We start from the raw sequence: 19389 nt of genomic DNA on the forward strand, positions 1-19389 counted from the left end.
GTGGCCTTCGAGCACTACATATATACCGGGACGACCCGCCTGCGCTGCGGCTACACGACGGGGAGCTGCGCCGCGCTCGCGGCGAAGGCCGCCTGCGAGATGCTCTTGTCACGAAAGCCCGCCGGCCGCGTGTCGATCGCCACGCCCGGCGGGCTGCCCGTCGAGACGGACGTGGTCGACGTATGCATCGGCGAGGGGTGCGCCCAGTGCGCCGTGCGAAAGGACGCAGGCGACGATGCCGATGTGACCGACGGCGTGCTCGTGTACGCGCGCGTGGAACATGCGGGGTCGGGCACGGGCGCTGCGGGCAGCAAGGGCGTGCCCACGCGCGAATCGGAAGTTTCCGTCGATGGCGGCGTGGGCGTGGGGCGCGTGACGTTGCCCGGGCTCGAGCAGCCGGTGGGGGCGGCCGCCATCAACGCGACGCCGCGCGCGATGATCACTTCGGCGGTGCGCGAGGTGTGCGCCGCGCACGGCTTTTCTGGAAATATTGCTGTGACGATTTCGGTTCCCGAGGGCGTTTCCCTTGCCGAAAAGACCTTCAACCCGCACCTGGGGATAGAGGGCGGCATCTCCATCCTGGGCACGACGGGCATCGTCGAGCCGCGCAGCCTCGCTGCCTTGCGCGACAGCATCGAGCTCGAGATCCGGCAGCATGCGGCTATGGGGCGGCGCGGAGTCGTGCTCACGCCCGGCAACTACGGCGGGCAGTTCATCTCGGGGCATTTCCACCTAAACGGTGCGCCGGTGGTCTTCATCTCCAACTTTGTGGGCGATGCGATTGATTGCTGCGTTCGCGAGGGATTCACCAATGTCCTTCTTGTGGGACACATCGGCAAGCTGGTGAAGGTCGCTGGCGGCATCATGGACACCCATTCGCGTACCGCCGACTGCCGCGCGGAGATTCTGGCCGCCCACGCGGCCTTGGCCGGCGCGGGCGCGAAGACCGTGCGCGAGATCATGTCGTCGGTCACGACCACGGCGGCGCTCGAGGTAATCGAGGCCGCCGGCGTGGGGGACGCTGCGCGCGCCTCGCTCGCTGCGGCAATCGAGGACAGGTTGCGCCGCCGCGCGGCGGGCGCATGCGACATCGCCGCGGTCGTGTTCGACGCCGAGCGCCGCGAGCTTTTCCGCACATCGGGCGCCGATGCAGTTATCGGGGAATTGGGGGCGACGTATGAGTAAAGGTGTGCTGTACGGGGTGGGCACGGGGCCTGGCGACCCCGAGCTGCTCACGATCAAGGCCGTCCGCACAATCGAATCGTGTCCGGTCATCGCCGCACCGCAGACGGCGGACGGGGTCATGGTCGCGCTCGACATCGTGCGCGGCGCCGTTGACCTTACAGGCAAGACGGTGATCCCCGTGCGATTCTCGATGACGCGCGACGCCGAGCGCCGCGCGGCCGAGCATGCCTCGCTTGTTCGCGAGCTTGTCGCGCACCTGGATGCGGTCCGCGACGTCGCGCTGCTGAACCTGGGGGACCCGAGCATCTACGCCACCTTCCAGCGCATAGCGCCCGACGTGCGCGCCCGCGGGTTCGAGGCGCGCGCCATTCCCGGCGTGCCGAGCTTCTGCGCGGTCGCCGCGGCGCTCGAGCGCGACCTCACGCCCGAGATGTCGTCGCCTCTGCACATCGTGCCCGGCGGCTACGACGACGTGCGCCGCGCAATCGGCTGGCCGGGGACGAAGGTGGTCATGAAGGCGCGCCGCTCGCTTGCGGACACGAAGCGCTTCCTTAGCGAGGAGGGCGCCTTCGACGGTGCCGAGCTCGTAGAGGACTGTGGGCTTCCGGGCGAGCGCGTGTACCGCTCGCTCGACGATGTGCCCGATCGGGGCAGCTACTTCTCGACGATGGTGGTGCGCTAGATGAGGGTTTCCTGCATAGCGTTCACTGAGAGGGGGTATGCGTTGGCGGAGCGCACCGCACGCGCGCTTTCCGATTGCGCGCAGACAGGTGAAGACGACCCTGGCTGGGACGTTTCCGTTTCGCGCGGGTTCGGCGAGGGGAAGGCCGACCTGCGCGCATGGACGGCGCTCACGTGGGAAGCGTCGGACGCGCTTCTGTTCGTGGGCGCGGCGGGCATCGCCGTGCGGGCGATCGCACCGCATGTCGCCTCGAAGGCAAACGATCCCGCGGTTGTGGCGATCGACGAGGCGGGGCGCTTTGCCGTCCCGCTTTTGTCGGGGCATTTGGGCGGTGCGAACGAGCTTGCGCAAACTGTGGCACGCGCGGCAGGGGCCATCCCCGTCATCACCACGGCGACCGATGTCCGCGGCGTGTGGGCGGTGGATACGTGGGCGCGTCGTGCGGGGCTCGCCGTTTCGAATCCCGAGGCCATCAAGCGAGTGTCGGCGCGGCTGCTTTCTGGCGGGCGCGTGGCGCTCTATTCCGACATGCCGATTTCGGGACAGCCGCCTGAGGGGGTTGACATTGCCTCCGACCGCGCGCGGGCCGATATCGTCGTGTCGCCGTTCGCTGGCGCGAATGTAGGTGCGTCCGTTCGCGCGGCGGAGACAACGGGCGAGGTCGTGCCCGCCGGTGAGACGGGGAAGCCGGCGGGCGTGCGGGCGCAGGCGCCTGCGCCCGAGCCGCTTCGCCTTGTCGTGCCCTGCATCGTTGCGGGCATAGGGTGCCGTCGCGGTGCGTGCGCCGAAGCGATCGGGGAGGCGTTTCTTCTCGCGTGCGGGCAGGCGGGTATCTCGCCTTCGGCCGTGCGCGAGGCGGCGACGATCGACGTGAAGGCGCACGAGGAGGGTCTGCTCGCCTTCTGCCGCGCGCGCAATATCCCGCTTGCGACGTATTCCGCAGAGGAGTTGTCGCAGGTCGAAGGCAGCGTTTCGCCATCTGATTTCGTGCGCGCGACGGTGGGGGTCGACAACGTGTGCGAGCGCGCGGCGCTCGCGGACGGGGGCAAACTTATCTTCCCGAAGCTCGCTCACGGCGGCGTGACCTTCGCGTTTTCCAAGGTAACTATCGAACTTTCGTTTAAGGAGCGGTGATGGGAAAGCTCTTCGTGGTGGGGATCGGCCCGGGCGGCCCCGACGGCATGACGATTGCGGCTCGGCGCGCGCTCGAGGCGGCCGACATCGTTGTGGGGTACACGAAATACGTGGAGCTCGCGCTCGCCGCCGTGCCCGACGCGGCGCATCTCGCGACGCCGATGATGCACGAGGTCGAACGGTGCCGCCTGGCGCTTTCGCGCGCGCAGAGCGGAGAAGCCGTGGCGCTCGTGTGCAGCGGTGACGCGGGCGTGTACGGCATGGCGAGCCCCGTGCTGGAGCTTGCGGAGGACTACCCCGATGTAGACGTGGAAGTTATCGCCGGGGCCACCGCGGCTCAGAGCGGGTCGGCGGTGCTCGGCGCCCCGCTTGCCCACGACTTCGCGGTCGTGTCGCTCTCCGACCTGCTCACACCGTGGGAGGTCATCGAGCGCAGGCTCGCCGCCGTGGCGAGCGCCGACTTCTGCATCTGTTTGTACAACCCGCGCAGCAGAAAGCGCGCCGACAGGCTCTCGCGCGCGGCGAAGATTATGCTCGAATGGAAGGCCCCCGACACGCTCTGCGGCTGGGTACGCAACATCGGGCGCGAGGGGCAGCAGTCGGGCATGTGCAGGCTCTCCGAGCTGGGGGAGATCGACGCCGACATGTTCACCACCGTGTTCGTCGGCAACGCGGACACGAAGCGCGTAGGCGGCCGTATGGTCACGCCGCGCGGGTATCGGGAGATTCCATGCGAAAGGTAACGATCATCGGGGCGGGGCCCGGAAACCCCGACTTGCTCTCGCGCGCGGCGCTCGACGCGATCGACATCGCCGACGTGGTCATCGGCGCTCATCGCGCGCTTGCCGGCATCGACGTGCCGCCCGACGTGGTGAGATGCGAGCTCGTGAAGACGGCGGACATCGTCGCCGCGCTCACCGATGCGGCGTCGTGGCAGCGCGCCGTGGTCGTGATGACGGGCGATGTGGGGCTGTTCAGCGGCGCACGCCGCCTGGTGGAGGCGCTCTCCGGCGACGCGCAGGTGGACGTGCACGTCATTCCCGGCATAAGCTCAGCGTCGTATCTCGCCGCGCGCCTCGCGCGTCCATGGCAGGATTGGCGCTTCGCGAGCGCTCACGGCGTGGCGTGCGACATCGTGGCCGAGGCCGAGCGCGCAGGCGAGCTCTTCCTCGCCACGTCGGGCGGGGAAGACCCCTCGCGGCTTTCGGGCGAGCTTGTGCAGGCGGGCTTCGGGGACGCGCGCGTGACGGTTGCCGAGCGCCTGTCATACCCCGACGAGCGCATCACCTGCGCGACCGCAAGTGAAATCGCAGGTCAGACGTTCGACGACTTGAACGTGATGCTTATCGAGTTCGCAGGCTGCGCCGGGTCGCCTGCGGGCTCTAGCGCAGCCTGCGAGGCGCCGGCCGGCGCGTCTGCGCCCGCGGCGGCTTCTTTCGCGGCGGACTCTGCGGGCGCATCCCGCGCCGCGAGCTCCCGCTGGCCGTACGCTTCCTCGGGCATTCCCGACGAGCTCTTCATCCGCGGCGACGTTCCCATGACCAAGCAGGAGGTGCGCGCCGTCGCGCTCGCGAAGCTGCGCCTTACCGCGACCGACACCGTGTGGGACGTCGGCGCCGGCACGGGGAGCGTGTCGATCGAGGCGGCGCTCGTCGCGCGAGCGGGGTCGGTATGGGCGGTCGAGCGCAACGCGGCCGGTGTGCGGCTCATCCGAGAGAACGCGGATGCATTCGGGTGCGGCAACGTGCATGCGGTCCCCGGTGTCGCCCCCGAAGCGCTCGCGAAACTGCCCGTCCCCGACGCCGTGTTCGTCGGCGGGAGCGCGGGCGAGCTTCCCTCCATCGTGGAGGCGGCGCTCGAGAAGAACTCACAGGTTCGCCTGTGCGTGCCATGCGTCACCGTTGAGACGCTCACCGAGGCTTGCGCGCTCCTCTCGGGTTCGCGCTTTAAGGGGTTCGAGGCGTGCCAGGTGTCGGCCGTCCGCGCCACGGCTGTAGGCTCGCACCATCTTATGAAGGCGCAAAACCCCGTGTTCCTCGTCAGCGCGCGTGGTGCGGGCGCAGATGCCGAGGAGCTTGCCGAAGTCGGGGCGCTTGCGGAGTCGCCTGTCGGGGAGGACCCCTCTGCCGAGGGGAACCCATCCGTTGAGGTGGCCTCGCTTGCTAACTGCAACGCCGCAGGTGGGGAAGGCGGCGCCCGGTGAGCACGTCCATCCCGCGCTTCATGGTCGCTGCGCCCTCGAGCGGGAGCGGCAAGACGGTGGTAACGTGCGCGCTCCTGCGCGCGCTCGCGCGCCGCGGCCTTGCATGCGCGGCTTTCAAATGCGGCCCCGACTACATTGACTCGCTCTTTCATCGCCGCGTCGTGGGTGCGCGCTCGGGCAATTTAGACGGCTTCTTCACCGACGCCCCGACGCTGCGCGCCCTGCTCGCACGCGGCGCCGCGGGCGCGGATGTCGCGGTGCTCGAGGGGGTTATGGGCTTCTACGACGGCATGGCGCCCGGCGTGGCCGACGCGAGCAGCTACCAGGTTGCGCGCGACACGGAAACGCCGGTCGTTTTAGTGGTGAACGGGCGCGGGGCGTCTTTATCGCTCGCCGCCGTAATCCGCGGCATCGCCGAGTTCCTGCCTTGTGCGAACGTGCGCGGCGTCGTGCTGAACAAGACGAGCGCCGCTGCCTGCGCCTACGCGGCGCCTGCGATCGAGAAGCACACGGGCGTCGCGGTTTTGGGGAATATCCCCGCCGACGAGGCGTTCTCGCTCGAAAGCCGGCATCTGGGGCTTGTGACCGCCGACGAGGTCGAGCAGCTCTCCGCGCGCATCGACAAGATGGCCGAGCTGGTGGAAAAGAGCGTCGACGTCGACCGCTTGCTCGAAATAGCGGCGACGGCACCCGATATCCGCGAGGAACCTTACCGGTTGGAGCCGATCGCGGGAGCGCGGCCCATCGTCGCCGTCGCGCGTGACGAGGCGTTCTCGTTCTACTACGAGGAGAACCTGCGCACGCTCGAGGACCTGGGTTGCGAGCTGGCCTTTTTCAGCCCCCTGTGTGATAGCGAGTTGCCCCGGGGGACAAGCGCCCTCTATCTGGGGGGCGGCTACCCGGAGCTCCATGCGCGGCAGCTCTCCGAGAATGCGCCGATGCGCGAGGCAATGCGGCGCGCGGTGGAATCCGGCATGCCGACGGTCGCCGAATGCGGTGGGTTTCTGTACCTGCAGCGCGAAATCGCCGATGGCGAGGGGCGGCGTTGGCCTGTTGCGGGCGCCCTTGAGGGCGCAAGCGAGAACGGGGGAAGGCTGTCCCATTTCGGGTACGTGGAGCTCACTTCCCAACGCGACGGGCTCTACGGGCCGCGCGGCACACGCATTCGCGCGCACGAGTTCCACTACTGGCAGTCCACCTGCCCGGGTGGCGACTTCTGGGCGCAGAAGCCCCGGCGCGACAAGGGCTGGCCGTGCATGACGACCACCCCGTCCCTGGTGGCGGGCTTCCCGCATGTGTACTATCCTGCTAACCCCGACGTTGCGCGCGCGTTCGCGTCTGCCGCAGCGTCGTTCGCAGAGAGGAGACGGCATGGCTGAAGCAACCGAAACCGCGCTTGCCTGCATCCGCGAGGAAGTCGAGCGCGCGTTCTTGTCGGCGCCGGGCGCCGTGCTCGAAGCCGCGCTCTCCCGGATCGCGCCCGCAGACGAGTGCGCCCGCGCCGCCGCGTACGCCGCGTGGGACTCCATCGCGCACCCCTTGGGGGGATTGGGCGACTTTGAAGACGCCGTCGCGTGTATCGCCGCAGCTCAGGGGAGCGCCGTGGTGGCCGAATTCCCCCGTGCGCTCGCGGTATTCTTCTCCGACAACGGGGTCGTTGCCGAAGGCGTGTCGCAAAGTGGGCAAGACGTGACGCGAGCCGTCGCGCGCAACATGTGCGAGGGGGCCACGAGCGCCTGCCGCATGGCGGCGTTCGCGGGTGCCGAGGTCGTGCCCATCGACGTGGGTATGGCCCGGGGCTTAGAAGACGCGCGCATGGTGCGCGCGAACGTGCGGCGGGGGAGCGGCAACATCGCGCACGGCCCCGCTATGTCTCGCGATGGGGCCGTGCGTGCGATCGAGGTCGGAATCGCCGTCGCGTGCGGGCTTGCCCGCACCGGCGTGCGCCTTCTCGCCGCGGGCGAGATGGGCATCGGCAACACGACCACCTCGGCGGCGGTAGCCGCAGTGCTCATCGGGGCGGACGGGCGGAGCCTCGTCGGGCGCGGCGCGGGGCTCTCGGACGCGTCACTCGCGCGCAAGCGCGACGTGGTCGAGCGTGCTATCGACGCGAACTCGCCCGATCCCGCCGACCCGATCGACGTGCTCTCGAAGGTGGGCGGCTTCGACATCGCGGCGATGTGCGGCTTCTACCTGGGGGCCGCGGCCTCGAAGGCCCCGGCGCTCCTCGACGGGGTCATATCCTGCACGGCGGCCCTGTGCGCGGTGCGCCTGTGCCCCAACGCCTTGGGCTACCTCGTGGGCACCCACGCATCAAGCGAACCCGCAAGCCAGGAGCTCCTTCGCGAGCTCGGCATAAAGGCACCCCTCGACGCAGGTATGCACTTGGGTGAGGGCGCGGGCGCCATGGCGTATCTGCCCCTTCTGGATTCGGCGCTGCGCGTGTACCGGGATGGTAAGACGTTCACGGCGACTGGCATGGCTGCTTACGAGCATTTCGAGGCCGGGAAATGACGGTGACGCTCGTCATCGGCGCCGCCGCGAGCGGCAAGAGCGCCTACGCCGAGTCCCTGTGCCTTGGGCACGACGGCCCTCGCGTGTACCTGGCAACGATGGAGCCCTTCGGGGAAGAGGGCGCCCGCCGCATCGCGCGCCATCGGGCGCTGCGCGAGGGCAAGGGGTTTTCCACCCTCGAGCGCACGCATGACGTGGGCTCCGCAGCGCCCGGACTTCCGCGCGGCTGCACGCTTCTTTTGGAGGACGTGGGCAACCTGGTTGCGAACGAGCTCTTCGCGGAAGGCGGCTTGTCCCCACGTGACCCCGACGCTGCGGCGCGCGAGGTGCTCGGAGGCATCGAACGGCTCGCTCAGGCCGCTGCGTATACGGTGGTGGTCACCGTCGACGTGTTCGCCGATGGGATGCGCTACGATGAAGGGACTGAGGCATGGAGGCGCGCGCTCGCGCGCGTGAACGCGGGCGTGGCGGCGCTGGCCGACCGCGCCGTCGAAGTGGTATGCGGGATTCCCGTGTGGATGAAAGGCGAAGGACCTACAAGGTGAAGATAGTAGAGGCAATCGGCGCGGCGTTCGGAACGTTCTCGCGAATCCCCGTCCCGAAATCGGCCTGGACCGATTTCGGGTCAACCCATGCGCTTGCCGCGTTTCCCCTGGTGGGCCTTGCGGAAGGCTTCCTCATGACGGCATGGGGACACGTTGCGAACCTGCTCGGCGTGCCCGCGACCATCGTCGCGGCCGTGTTCGTGGCGCTGCCTGTGGCGGTGACGGGAGGCATCCACCTAGACGGGCTCTGCGACACCTCCGATGCGCTTGCAAGTTGGGCCCCGCGCGAGCGAAAGCTCGAGATCATGCACGACCCGCGGGCGGGCGCCTTCGGGGTCATCGGTGTTGTTGTGTACCTTATTCTGCAGTTTTCCCTGTTCACCGCGCTGCCGCTTACGGCGGGGGTGTTCCTCGCGCTTCTGTGCTCGCTTGTGTTCTCCCGCGCGCTTTCGGGGCTTGCCGTTGAATGCTGGCCTGCCGCGCGGGCGGACGGCATGGCCGCGGGGCTCTCGCCTGCGAAGAAGCGCGCGGCGATCGTCGTGCCGCTTTGCGCTTTCGCTGCGGCTTCGGCTGCAGGGATGGTTGCGTGCGCTCGGGCCGTCGGCGCCCTTATGGCGGTGGCGGGGATTTTGGCGCTCGCGTGGTACCGCCATGTTGCCCTGTCCCGCTTCGGTGGGGTGACGGGGGATTTGGCCGGATGGTTTCTGCAATGGGCCGAGCTCGCGATGCTTGCCATGCTAGTGGCGGGGGGCATGCTCCTATGATGCTCGTGGTAGGTGGCGCACATTCGGGGAAGAGGACCTTCGTGCGCGAAAAGCTCGGGTTCGCGGCAGACGATTTCGTCGACGCGGTGCAGTTTGCGGAGGGCGGCGTGCCCGCGGCTTTTGCCGGTCGCGTCGCGTACCGTGCAGAGGAACTCGTACGAGCGCTCGACGCTGACCGGGCGCTCGAGCGGCTGATCGGCTTCGACGTAGTGATTCTGCCCTTGGTCGGTTCGGGGGTCGTTCCCATGCGTGCGGAAGACGCCCAATGGCGCGAGCGCGCGGGGCGCCTGGGATGCGCGCTCGCTGCGCGCGCCGACGTCGTCGTGCGCATGACGTGTGGGATGCCCCAGGTCATCAAAGGAAACCTTACCGATGCGCCTCGAAGGACGCAGGGCGCGGGCGCGTCTTTGGAAGTCGTCTTCGTGCGCCATGGTGCCACGGCGGGCACGGAAGACCATCGCTACAGCGGGGCGGGCACCGACGAGCCCCTGTCGAGCGCGGGCGAGCGCGCTTTGGACGACCTCGCGTGCGATCGTGATGTGTTCCGTGTTATCACGAGCGGCATGGCCCGCACCGACCAGACGGCGCGCATCCTCTTCCCGAACGCTGAGCTTATAGCGTGCCCCGGTCTGCGCGAGATGGATTTCGGCGACTTCGAGGGGCGAAACGCCGCCGAGCTTAAAGAGGATGCGCGCTACCGCGCCTGGGTAGACTCCTGGTGCGAGACGCGCTGCCCGCATGGCGAGGGCAAGAGCGATTTCACCCGCCGTGTCGTCGCGGCGTTTCGGGAGGCGTGCGAATCGGAGCGCGCCCAGGGAGGTGGGCGCGCCGTCTTCGTCGTTCACGCTGGTACCGTGAAAGCGCTGCTCTCCGAGCTCGCTGTCCCGAAAATGGGATACTTCGACGTGCATACCGAGCCAGGCGGCGCATGGGCCGCCACCTGGGATGGACGCTGCCTTCGCGACGTTCGCCCCGCTTCGGGGGGCGATGCCCAGTGATGACGATTCTTGCCGTCGCCGCCGGGTTCGCGGCCGACCTTGCATTCGGCGACCCGCGCTGGTTTCCCCATCCCGTCGTCGCCATGGGGCGCGCGATCACGTGGGCCGAAGGCCGCCTGCGGCGCGCATTCCCGCAAACGTCCGCGGGCGCGCGCGCCGCAGGGCTTGTGCTCTCCGTGGCGCTTCCGCTTGCGTGTGGGCTTTTGACCTGGGGAATCCTGCATCTTTGCGGCATGGTTCACTCCGGCTTGCGCTTCGTGGCCGAGGCATGGGCGAGCTATCAGATTCTCGCGGCATGCGAGCTGCGCCGCCAGAGCCTGGCCGTGGCCCGCGCGTTCTCGAAGGGCGGCCTTGTCGCGGCGCGCGAAGCCGTCGGGCTCATCGTGGGACGCGACACGTCTGTTCTCGACGAGCAGGGCGTCGCGCGCGCCGCCGTGGAAACGGTGGCGGAGAACGCGAGCGACGGCGTCATCGCGCCGCTTTTCTACCTTATGATCGGGGGTGCGCCCTTGGGCATGGCGTACAAGGCGGTGAACACGCTCGACAGCATGGTGGGCTACAAAAACGAGCGCTACATCGACTTCGGCTGCGCCTCGGCGCGCCTTGACGATGCGGTGAACTGGATTCCCTCGCGCTTATCGGCCCTGCTCATGATCGCCGTGTGCCCGATCGTCGGGCTCGACGCGCGCGGGGCGGCGCGCATCTGGCGCCGCGACAGGCGTCGCCATGCGAGCCCGAACGCGGCACAGACCGAGTCAGCGTGCGCGGGCGCGCTCGGGCTGCGCCTGGCAGGGCCCGCGGTGTATTTCGGCAAGCTCGTTGAGAAACCGACGATAGGCGACGCGTCCCGTGAAATCGAGTGGGGCGACATCGCCCGGGCGACGAGGCTCATGCTCGCCGCGTCCGTATGCGCGCTCGTCGTCTTCGGCGCCGCGCGCGCGGCGGTCGTGCTCGCCGTGGGGGCGATGGCATGAGGGAAGACCACGCCGCGTCCCGGGATGCCGGGGGACTCCTGCGTGCCCGTGCGCATGGGGGTAGCACGCAATCGCTCGGCATCGCTTGCGAAGGAGGTGCCTCCGACCTCATCGACTTCTCGGTGAACGTAAATCCGGCAGGCCCCTCGCCGCGTGCCGTCGCCGCAGCTTGCAAGGCGCTTTCTCGAATCGACGCCTACCCCGATAGGGAAAGCCTCGCTCTTGTTCGCGCCCTATCGCGCGCCCAGGGCATTCCCGAAGATACTATCGTCTGCGGCGCGGGCGCGTCCGACATCATCTGGCGGCTCGCCGCGGCGGTGCGCCCGAAACGCATCGTCGTGTGCGCGCCGACGTTCTCTGAATATGCGGAGGCGGCATCGTACTACGGCGCATGCGTGCAGGAGTTCCCGCTCTCCGAAGCGGACGACTTCGACGTTCCCGCCTCCTTCGCCCGCGCGATTGAGGGGCCGGGAGACGTGGCGTACCTCTGCAATCCGAACAACCCGACGGGGCGCCTCGTCGACCCCCGCGTGATCGATGCCGCGGCTTGCCGCTGCGAGCAGGTGGGCGCGCTGCTCGTCGTGGACGAGTGCTTCCTCGGATTTGCGCCCGACGCCCGCGAAAGGAGCGTGGCCGCACGCGCCGCGTGTTCGCGCCATGTGGCCGTGCTCTCCGCGTTCACCAAGCTCTACGGAATGGCGGGGTTGCGGTTGGGATATCTGATTAGCGGAAACGCCCAACTCATCGAGGGGATTCGTCGGGCGGGGCAGGCGTGGCCCGTCTCCTCGGTCGCCGAGGCCGCGGGCATCGCCGCCCTGGAAGACGTCGAATACGTCTCGCGCACGCGCGATGTATTGGCGGGCGAGCGAGCGTGGCTTTCTCACGAGCTCTCCTCGCTCGGGCTTTCCGTCGTGCCGTCGGATGCGAACTTCCTTTTAGTCCGCACGCCGGCGAAAGACATCCCCGAGCGCCTGTATAAACAGGGGGTTTTGGTCCGCACGTGCGACTCGTTTTCGGTACTGTCCCGCTTCTGGTGCCGCGTCGCGGTGCGCACGCGCAAGGAGAATGCCCGGCTTGCGATGGCGTTCAGTCGCGCGCTTCGGGCGGAAGGTGCATCGGGCGAAGGCGAACCCGACGAACGGGGCGGCGCTTCTTGCAGCGGCGCTATGGCGGGCGCGGATGGCCGAGGCTCGGCGAAGGAGGTCGATACCCGTGGGTAGGGCGAAGCCCATCATGATCCAGGGCACCATGTCGAACGCGGGGAAGAGCCTGCTTGCGGCTGGGCTGTGCCGTGTGCTTTTGCAGGACGGCCTGCGCGTGACTCCCTTCAAGAGCCAGAACATGGCGCTCAACAGCGGTGTCACGGCCGACGGGCTCGAGATGGGGCGCGCCCAGATCATGCAGGCCGAGGCGTGCGGCATCGCGCCCGACGTGCGCATGAACCCCATCCTGCTCAAGCCCGAAAGCGACCACCGAAGCCAGCTCATCGTGGCCGGCAAGGCGCAGGGAGCCTTCGCTGCGAGGGACTACTTCGCGCGAAAGAAGGCGCTCATGCCGCAGATTTTGGAGGCGTTCGATTCGCTCGCGGAGGAAAACGACGTCATCGTCATCGAGGGCGCCGGCAGCCCCGCCGAAATCAACCTTTCCGAAAACGACATCGTCAACATGGGGCTCGCGCGCGCCGTGTCCTCCCCCGTGCTGCTCGTGGGCGACATCGACCCAGGCGGGGTGTTTGCCCAGCTCTACGGCACGGTCGCGCTCTTTGCGCCCGAGGATCGCGCGCTTTTGCGGGGGCTTTTGGTGAACAAGTTCCGCGGCGATGTGGAAATCCTGCGCCCGGGTTTGGCCCCGCTCGAGAAGATGTGCGGGGTTCCCGTCGTGGGGGTCGTGCCGTATCTTACGCTCGACCTGGACGACGAGGACTCGCTCGCGCCGCGCCTATCTGCCCGCGAGGCGCGCGGTGTCATCGACGTCGCCGTCGTGCGCCTTCCGCATCTGTCGAACTTCACCGACTTCGACCCGCTTTCGCGCGTGCCTGGCATGGGCGTGCGCTACGTTTCCTCGACGACCGATCTGGGCCGACCCGACCTGGTGGTGCTTCCCGGCTCGAAGGCCACGCTCGACGACGCGCGCTGGCTTGCGGCTAGCGGCATCGGAGCCTGTGTACGCGCGCTTTCGGGCGCGGGTACGCCGGTGCTCGGCATATGCGGAGGCTACCAGCTTTTGGGAGACGAGCTTTCCGACCCGCACGGCAGGGAAGGCGCTGGCACCGCGCGCGGGCTCGGGCTCATCCCTGCAAGTACGGTGTTCAAGGAGGAAAAGCGCCTCGCCCAGTCGGAGCTGCGCATCACGGGCGCCCAAGGCGCGTTCTCGGTGTGGAACGGCATGACGGCGCGCGGGTACGAGATTCACGACGGCGAAACGACCGTCTCCTGCGCCCCTGCGGGTACGATTGGCGGCAAACCAGAAGGCGCGGCCTGCGGAAACGTGTTCGGAACCTATCTCCACGGTCTGTTCGACGAACCGGGGGTGGCGCTCGCCCTCGCGCGCTCGCTCGCGCGCATGCGCGGCCTGCCCGAGAGCGTCGTGGGTGCTGCGGGCGCAGCGTCCGCGGCCGATCACCGTGCGCGCGAGTTCGACCGCCTGGCCGACGTCGTGCGCGGGGCACTCGACATGGAGTATTTCTACCGCATTATCGAGGAGGGCGTATGATCCACGTGTATCATGGCGACGGCAAAGGCAAGACCACGGCGGCGATGGGCCTCGCCCTTCGCATGCTCGCCGCAGGCCGCCGCGTCGTCGTCGTGCAGTTCCTGAAAGACGGCGAAAGCGGGGAGGTGCGCCTGCTCGCCGAGCATTTCGGCGTGCCCGTGTTCGCGGGGAAGGTGTCGGACAAGTTTACCTGGTCAATGACGTCGGAAGAACTTGCCGCGACGTGCGAGCTGCACGATGGGAACCTCGCTTCCGCGCTCGCCGAGTTCGAGGACGCTCAGGAGGGGCTGCTCGTGCTTGACGAGGCGCTCGACGCGCTTTCGAAGGGGCTTGTCGACGAGGCGCTCGTGGACCGCGCGCTCGATATGTCCGCGCGCGGCGTCGAAGTAGCGCTCACCGGGCGCGCGCCTTCCCGTAAGATCGTGGAGAAGGCCGACTACATAACCGAGATGCGGTGCGAGAAACACCCCTACGCTCAGGGGATATGTGCAAGGGAAGGAGTGGAGTACTAGATGGATTCCAAGGAGATGGCGCCCGGCGACATCGAGCGGCGCAGCTTCGAGATCATCACCGAAGAGCTCGGCGGGCGCACGTTCCCGCCGCTCGAAGAGCCCGTCGTGAAGCGCGTCATCCACACCACTGCCGACTTCTCGTACGCCGATTCCCTTGTGTTCACCCATGACGCCGCGCACTGTGCGCTCGACGCACTGCGCGCAGGGGCCACGGTGCTCACCGACACGAACATGGCGCTCGCAGGCATAAGCAAGCACGCGCTCGCGAAGCTCGGCTGCAAGGCCGTGTGCTACATGGCCGACCCTGATGTCGCCGCAACGGCGCGTGCCGCGGGCACGACTCGCGCCGTTGCGAGCATGGACAAAGCTAGCGGCATCGAGGGTCCACTCATCGTGGCAGTCGGCAACGCTCCCACGGCACTTCTGCGCCTCGCCGAGCTCATGGACGCGGGGAAGATCGCGCCCGCGCTCGTCGTTGGGGTGCCGGTCGGGTTTGTGAACGTGGTCGAGGCGAAAGAGGAGTTACTCGCGCGACGCGTGCCGGCCATCGTCGCGAGGGGTCGCAAGGGCGGCTCGACCGTGGCGGCCGCCATTATGAACGCGCTGCTCTACCAGATCACGCGCCCAGGCGGCCCTAAGTGACGGCGCCCGCATCCGCGCCGGCGCTGCGCATCTTCGCCGGCACCACCGAGGGCCGCCTTCTGTGCGAATGGGCGAGCGGGGCGGGCATCCCCGCCCGTGCCTATGCGGCAACCGAGTACGGAGGCGAGCTTTTGGGCGAGCTTCCAGGCATCGAAGTGCATGCGGGCAGGCTCGACGAGGCTGACATGGAGCGCGAGCTTTCCGGCGCGCGCATCGTTGTCGACGCCACGCACCCCTTCGCTACGCTCGCAAGTGGCAACATCCGGGCCGCTTCGCTCTCCGTGGGTGCACGATGCCTGCGCCTTGCGCGCCCGGTCGAGGCGCTGCCCAAAGGCGTCGTGTCGGTCGCGTCGATCGCCTGCGCGGCGCGCTTTCTCTCCGAGAACCCGGGTCGCGCGCTTCTCACGACGGGGAGCAAGGAGCTTGCTCCCTACACGAGCGTCGCCGATTTCGCGGAGCGCTTCTTCGTGCGTGTGCTCCCGCTGCCCGGTGCTATAACGAAGTGCATCGACGCGGGTTTTTCGCCGTCGCACGTCATCGGCATGCAGGGGCCCTTCACCCGCGAGCTCAATGAGGCGATGCTTCGGCAGGTGGGCGCCCAGTGGCTTGTGACCAAGGACTCGGGAACCGTAGGCGGCACGGCCGAGAAGCTCGCCGCCGCGCATGACGTGGGAGCGCGCTGCATCGTGGTCACCCGTCCCGCCGAGGGAAGCGGGGCCCTTTCGCTTCGGGAAGTGGAACACGCGCTCTTACGGGAGTTCGTGCGCTAGGCGCTCGCCGCGCCTAGCGCCCTCCCGCCCGCGAGGAGGATCGCCTCGAGCAAGCTCGACCCGTACAAGCCCGTCATCCGCCAATAGCTCGAGGACGACGCCCGGAACTGGCGCAAACAGCCCTTCAATAAGTTGCGGTGAAATAGTGTCTGTTTTTGCTGCAAGATAGCATATTCAGTCCCCAATTCACCGCAACTTGTTGGTGGTGGCTTACTGGTAGCGTAGGCACTCCACCGGGTTGAGCTTTGCCGCGCGGCGAGCGGGGTAGAAGCCAAAGATTACGCCGATGCCGACGGAGACGCCGAAGGCCAGCAGCACCGTGGCGATTGAAAAGCTCGGTGTGATCTGCCCACTGGCACCGAGCTCGTTGAGAACCCCTGATCCTGCGGCAAACATCGCGAGGCCCCAGGCCAGCAGATAGCCAATCAGGACACCCAGCAGGCCACCGGTGACGCACAGCGCCGAGGACTCGGCCAAAAACTGCGCGGTGATATCGCGGCGACTGGCGCCCAAGGCACGGCGAATACCGATCTCGCGGATGCGCTCAGTCACGTTGGTAAGCATCATATTCATAATGCCGATTCCGCCGACAAGCAGTGAGATACTGGCGACAGCGCCCATGATGAGCGAGAAGGCGCCCATAAACGAGTTGAGTGCATCGATGGCGCTTTTCATGGATGTCGCCGATACACTGTCGTACTCATCATCCTCCGCGATGCCCTTCATCGCGCGCACCTTGGACTCGATGGTCTTACAAAGCTCATCCATGTCCGTGCCCTCGGCGGCGAGTGCCGTCACGCTGGGGAATGAAGGATTCTCGTCGCCAAACAGCCCGGCGATGGTTTCGCGTGGCATATACAGCGTGAGCGAGCCCATGGAGTCACTGCCGCCATCAATCACGCCTACAATCTGCACCTCGCCGTTGGACACCTTGATGGTTTTCCCCAGCGCATCCTGTTCGTTGCCGTAAAGCTGATCGGCGCCGCCGCGGCTGATGAGCGCAACGCGCGAGCCTGATTGGGACTCGGCCTGGGAATAGGTGCGCCCCGCAACGAGCTTGCTGGCCCCCACGGCGTCGAGCATGTCGCTATCGACACCCTGTGCCATGACGGTATAGCTTTTATCGCCGGTCTTGTACTCGGTATACGCGCTGTCGACAATGCCGATCTTCTCTATCTGCGGCACCAGTTTTTGAAGCTTCTCGATGTCCGACTCGGTGAGTTCTTGCGACGAATAGATTTGCACCATGCGTGCCGCATTGAGGCCCAGACTGTTGACCAGGCTGTTTTGGATGCCGCCGATGAGCGAAGTCATGGCGATAACCGAGGCGATGCCGATGACAATGCCCAGGATGGTGAGCAGGCTGCGCCCCTTGTTGGCCTCGAGCGAGTGAAGGGCTTCCTGGATGAGATCGCGGGCGCTCATGCCACCACTCCTTTCGGCGGGTTGGCGGAGGCGGAAATCATGGGCAGGCTATCTACGGCGCTGCGCAGGGTCCGCGGTGCATGTGGAATATACGCGCCGTCGTGAATGCGGCCGTCGCGGATGGTCACGGCACGGTCGGCCTCGGCGGCGATGCCGGGGTCGTGTGTGATAAGCACGATGGTTTTGCCACGCTCCTGGAGCTTATGGAAGGTCTCCATCACAAGCGCTCCGGTTGCGGAGTCCAGGTTTCCCGTCGGCTCGTCAGCCAAAATGATAGGCGGATCGTTGACGAGGGCACGTGCGATGGCGACACGCTGCATCTGGCCGCCCGAGAGCTCGGATATGCGGTGGTCCCAGTGGTCGACGGGCAGCGTGACGGCCTGCAGCGCGTGCACGGCGCGCATTTCGCGCTGGCTACGGGGTACGTTGGTGTAGGCCAGCGGCAGCATGACGTTTTCGATAACCGACAGGCGCGGCAGCAGGTTGAAGCTCTGAAAGACAAAGCCAATGCTCAGGGCGCGAACTTCGGTGAGCTCGTCATCGTCAAGCTCGGCCACGTTGAGCCCTTGCAGGTAGTAGTCGCCCGCCGTCGGCTTATCCAGGCAGCCTAGGATGTTCATGAGCGTTGATTTGCCCGAGCCCGAGGGGCCGGTAATGGCGACGAACTCGCCGGGATCTACCGCCAGGCTCACGTTGTGCAGGATATGGGCGCAGCCGGCCTCGCTCTCAAAGATGCGGTGCACGTTGCGAATGTCGATGACGGGACGCATTACATATCCTCATCGGCAGACATGCTGCCCGAATCCGCGCTGTAGCTGCCGTCAGCCGTTGCGTCCGCTCCGGTGTCCATGACGAGGGTGTCACCGTCGCGCAGTTTGGTTATGGGCACGCCGGGGTTGATTTCGTTGCCCTGGTCGTCTCGCTTGACCTGTGTCTTGCCGACTACGGCTTCGTCATCGTTTTGCGTCACGACGGTCACCTTCACGCGACGGGTTTGCTTGCCATCGTCATCGGTTGCCACGTTGACGTAATAGTGTTCGCCGTCTTCGGTCATGAGCGCCATCGTAGGCACCATCACCACGTCGTCGAGCTGCTCGGTCACCACCGAGACCTCGGCCGTCATGCCCGGCTTCAGGCGCGCGTCGGGCGCCTCGATGAGAATGTCGACGTTAAAGGTCACGCTGCCGCCGCCACCGATGGCGGCGTCGGAGTTTGCCACCGACGCGATAGCCGTGACGGTGCCCTGGCTCACGATATCGGGAAACGCGGGATACGTGACGTTGGCGCTCTGCCCAACGGCGATCTTGGCGATGTCCTTTTCGCCCACCTGCACGGTCACCTTCATCTTGGATAGGTCGGCGATCTGCATGCACTGCTTGCCGCCGCTCGTATCGCTTTCACCCATGATCATGCCGCCTGTTACCGTGGCGCCCACCTTGGCGTTGAGCTCTACGATGCTGCCCGAGCTCGGGGCCGTGACCGTACGGCTGGCGGCCTTGGCGTTCGCCTGGTCGAGGTTTGCCTGGGCCGATGCGAGGCTGCGCTGCGCGGCCGATACGGCGTTCGTGTCCGCTGATGCGGCGGAGATGCCAGCCGCTGCGGAAGCTCCATCGACGTCCGTCGTTGGGGTGGCCTGCGCGGCAGCTGCGGCTTTCTGCGCGTTGGCGAGGTCTTCCTGAGCGGCTGCAACTGCACGCTGCGCTTCGGCAACGTTGCGATCGAGCTCGTCGTTTTTAATGGTCATGAGCACATCGCCCTCGTTGACGGATTGGCCTGCCTGCACGTTGATCGAATCGACCGTGCCGTCGACAGAAGGGGAGACCACTGAGGACGAAATGGGTTTGAGCTGGCCTTTCGCCTCGACCGTTGTGGTAAACGTGCCCTCGGTCACCATGTCGGTCACGGGCCCGTTAGCGCCCTGTGGCTGCGCATTGATAACAAGGGTTGCGACAATAGCAATGAGCGCGATGGCGCAAACGACGCCGGCGGCAATGCCGCGGCGAATCAGCTTTTTGCGTCGACGTTCGGCACGTTTTGCCTTGAGCTTGGCATATGCCTCTTCATCGGAAATCTCGGCCGTATCGTTCGTGCGTCCGTTCTCCTTGTCGGCATGTACGTCAGTAATCAGAGGAATCGTTTCGGTGGCACCTTCGGGCGTGTGCTCGGTATCATCCGGGCCCGGGGCGATCGTGGGGACATTCGGCATAGCGTCTCCTTTATAGAAAGAATCTCGATAATTATATGCGCCCACCGGCTGGGGCGGGCGCATAGGACGGTTTCTTTCGGAACTGTTAGATTGGTCGTAGCGGTTCCACGTTGTATGAATGTG

At 67.0% G+C, this 19389-nt stretch carries 19 protein-coding genes; 16 read left to right on the top strand and 3 right to left on the bottom strand.

The features are described 5' to 3' along the window. The 16 genes from cbiD to cobK are packed head-to-tail and all read left to right on the top strand — an operon-like array spanning position 1 to position 15635. Entirely contained in the window at positions 1–1185 is a 1185-nt protein-coding gene (cbiD, locus tag CSV91_RS02645; RefSeq protein WP_232049541.1) for a cobalt-precorrin-5B (C(1))-methyltransferase CbiD, read from the top strand. Beyond that, the gene (gene cobI, locus CSV91_RS02650; protein ID WP_197736841.1) at positions 1148–1867 is read left to right on the top strand and encodes a precorrin-2 C(20)-methyltransferase; all 720 of its coding nucleotides are present in this window, start codon (positions 1148–1150) and stop codon (positions 1865–1867) included. Before cbiD ends, cobI begins: the two co-directional genes overlap by 38 nt. Beyond that, positions 1868–3001, top strand: coding sequence for a cobalt-precorrin 5A hydrolase (locus CSV91_RS02655; protein WP_099431698.1), 1134 nt, complete (start codon positions 1868–1870; stop codon positions 2999–3001). Then, the gene (gene cobJ, locus CSV91_RS02660) at positions 3001–3744 is read left to right on the top strand and encodes a precorrin-3B C(17)-methyltransferase (RefSeq protein WP_099431699.1); all 744 of its coding nucleotides are present in this window, start codon (positions 3001–3003) and stop codon (positions 3742–3744) included. Before CSV91_RS02655 ends, cobJ begins: the two co-directional genes overlap by 1 nt. After that, positions 3732–5204: a precorrin-6y C5,15-methyltransferase (decarboxylating) subunit CbiE gene (gene cbiE, locus CSV91_RS02665; RefSeq protein ID WP_099431700.1), complete on the top strand. Its 1473-nt coding sequence runs from the start codon at positions 3732–3734 to the stop codon at positions 5202–5204. The genes cobJ and cbiE overlap by 13 nt, the downstream gene beginning before the upstream one ends. Next, the gene (locus tag CSV91_RS02670) at positions 5201–6583 is read left to right on the top strand and encodes a cobyrinate a,c-diamide synthase (protein ID WP_232049542.1); all 1383 of its coding nucleotides are present in this window, start codon (positions 5201–5203) and stop codon (positions 6581–6583) included. Before cbiE ends, CSV91_RS02670 begins: the two co-directional genes overlap by 4 nt. Then, positions 6576–7718 (top strand): nicotinate-nucleotide--dimethylbenzimidazole phosphoribosyltransferase, encoded by a 1143-nt coding sequence (gene cobT / locus CSV91_RS02675; protein WP_099431701.1) that lies wholly within the window; start codon positions 6576–6578, stop codon positions 7716–7718. Before CSV91_RS02670 ends, cobT begins: the two co-directional genes overlap by 8 nt. Then, positions 7715–8263 carry a bifunctional adenosylcobinamide kinase/adenosylcobinamide-phosphate guanylyltransferase gene (locus CSV91_RS02680; protein WP_099432767.1) on the top strand — a complete coding sequence of 183 codons (549 nt, stop codon included), beginning with the start codon at positions 7715–7717 and terminating at the stop codon, positions 8261–8263. The genes cobT and CSV91_RS02680 overlap by 4 nt, the downstream gene beginning before the upstream one ends. Continuing rightward, complete coding sequence (locus tag CSV91_RS02685) at positions 8260–9027, top strand: adenosylcobinamide-GDP ribazoletransferase (RefSeq protein WP_157757976.1); 768 nt, start codon at positions 8260–8262, stop codon at positions 9025–9027. Before CSV91_RS02680 ends, CSV91_RS02685 begins: the two co-directional genes overlap by 4 nt. After that, positions 8961–10025, top strand: coding sequence for a histidine phosphatase family protein (locus CSV91_RS02690; protein WP_232049543.1), 1065 nt, complete (start codon positions 8961–8963; stop codon positions 10023–10025). The genes CSV91_RS02685 and CSV91_RS02690 overlap by 67 nt, the downstream gene beginning before the upstream one ends. After that, on the top strand, positions 10025–10999 hold the full coding sequence (gene cbiB, locus CSV91_RS02695) for an adenosylcobinamide-phosphate synthase CbiB (protein ID WP_099431704.1): 975 nt from the start codon (positions 10025–10027) through the stop codon (positions 10997–10999). Before CSV91_RS02690 ends, cbiB begins: the two co-directional genes overlap by 1 nt. Next, positions 10996–12219: a pyridoxal phosphate-dependent aminotransferase gene (locus tag CSV91_RS02700; RefSeq protein WP_157757977.1), complete on the top strand. Its 1224-nt coding sequence runs from the start codon at positions 10996–10998 to the stop codon at positions 12217–12219. Before cbiB ends, CSV91_RS02700 begins: the two co-directional genes overlap by 4 nt. Continuing rightward, complete coding sequence (locus tag CSV91_RS02705) at positions 12212–13711, top strand: cobyric acid synthase (RefSeq protein WP_232049544.1); 1500 nt, start codon at positions 12212–12214, stop codon at positions 13709–13711. Before CSV91_RS02700 ends, CSV91_RS02705 begins: the two co-directional genes overlap by 8 nt. Then, positions 13708–14223, top strand: coding sequence for a cob(I)yrinic acid a,c-diamide adenosyltransferase (locus CSV91_RS02710; RefSeq protein WP_099431707.1), 516 nt, complete (start codon positions 13708–13710; stop codon positions 14221–14223). The genes CSV91_RS02705 and CSV91_RS02710 overlap by 4 nt, the downstream gene beginning before the upstream one ends. Further along, complete coding sequence (locus tag CSV91_RS02715; protein ID WP_099431708.1) at positions 14224–14865, top strand: precorrin-8X methylmutase; 642 nt, start codon at positions 14224–14226, stop codon at positions 14863–14865. Beyond that, entirely contained in the window at positions 14862–15635 is a 774-nt protein-coding gene (cobK, locus tag CSV91_RS02720) for a precorrin-6A reductase (protein WP_099431709.1), read from the top strand. The genes CSV91_RS02715 and cobK overlap by 4 nt, the downstream gene beginning before the upstream one ends. 210 nt (positions 15636–15845) lie before the next feature. Here the strand turns inward: cobK and CSV91_RS02725 are convergent, their stop codons facing one another. Genes CSV91_RS02725 through CSV91_RS02735 form a run of 3 tightly spaced genes read right to left on the bottom strand, consistent with a single transcriptional unit; the run spans position 15846 to position 19266 of the window. Further along, complete coding sequence (locus CSV91_RS02725) at positions 15846–17060, bottom strand: ABC transporter permease (RefSeq protein WP_099431710.1); 1215 nt, start codon at positions 17058–17060, stop codon at positions 15846–15848. Beyond that, positions 17057–17830, bottom strand: coding sequence for an ABC transporter ATP-binding protein (locus CSV91_RS02730; RefSeq protein WP_099431711.1), 774 nt, complete (start codon positions 17828–17830; stop codon positions 17057–17059). Before CSV91_RS02730 ends, CSV91_RS02725 begins: the two co-directional genes overlap by 4 nt. Next, positions 17830–19266, bottom strand: a complete 1437-nt coding sequence (locus tag CSV91_RS02735; RefSeq protein WP_157757978.1) for an efflux RND transporter periplasmic adaptor subunit — start codon at positions 19264–19266, stop codon at positions 17830–17832. The genes CSV91_RS02730 and CSV91_RS02735 overlap by 1 nt, the downstream gene beginning before the upstream one ends. Between the last annotated feature and the right edge of the window lie 123 nt (positions 19267–19389).

Origin of the sequence: Collinsella aerofaciens (assembly GCF_002736145.1) — a bacterium.
GTDB classification, from domain to species: Bacteria; Actinomycetota; Coriobacteriia; order Coriobacteriales; family Coriobacteriaceae; genus Collinsella; species Collinsella aerofaciens_A.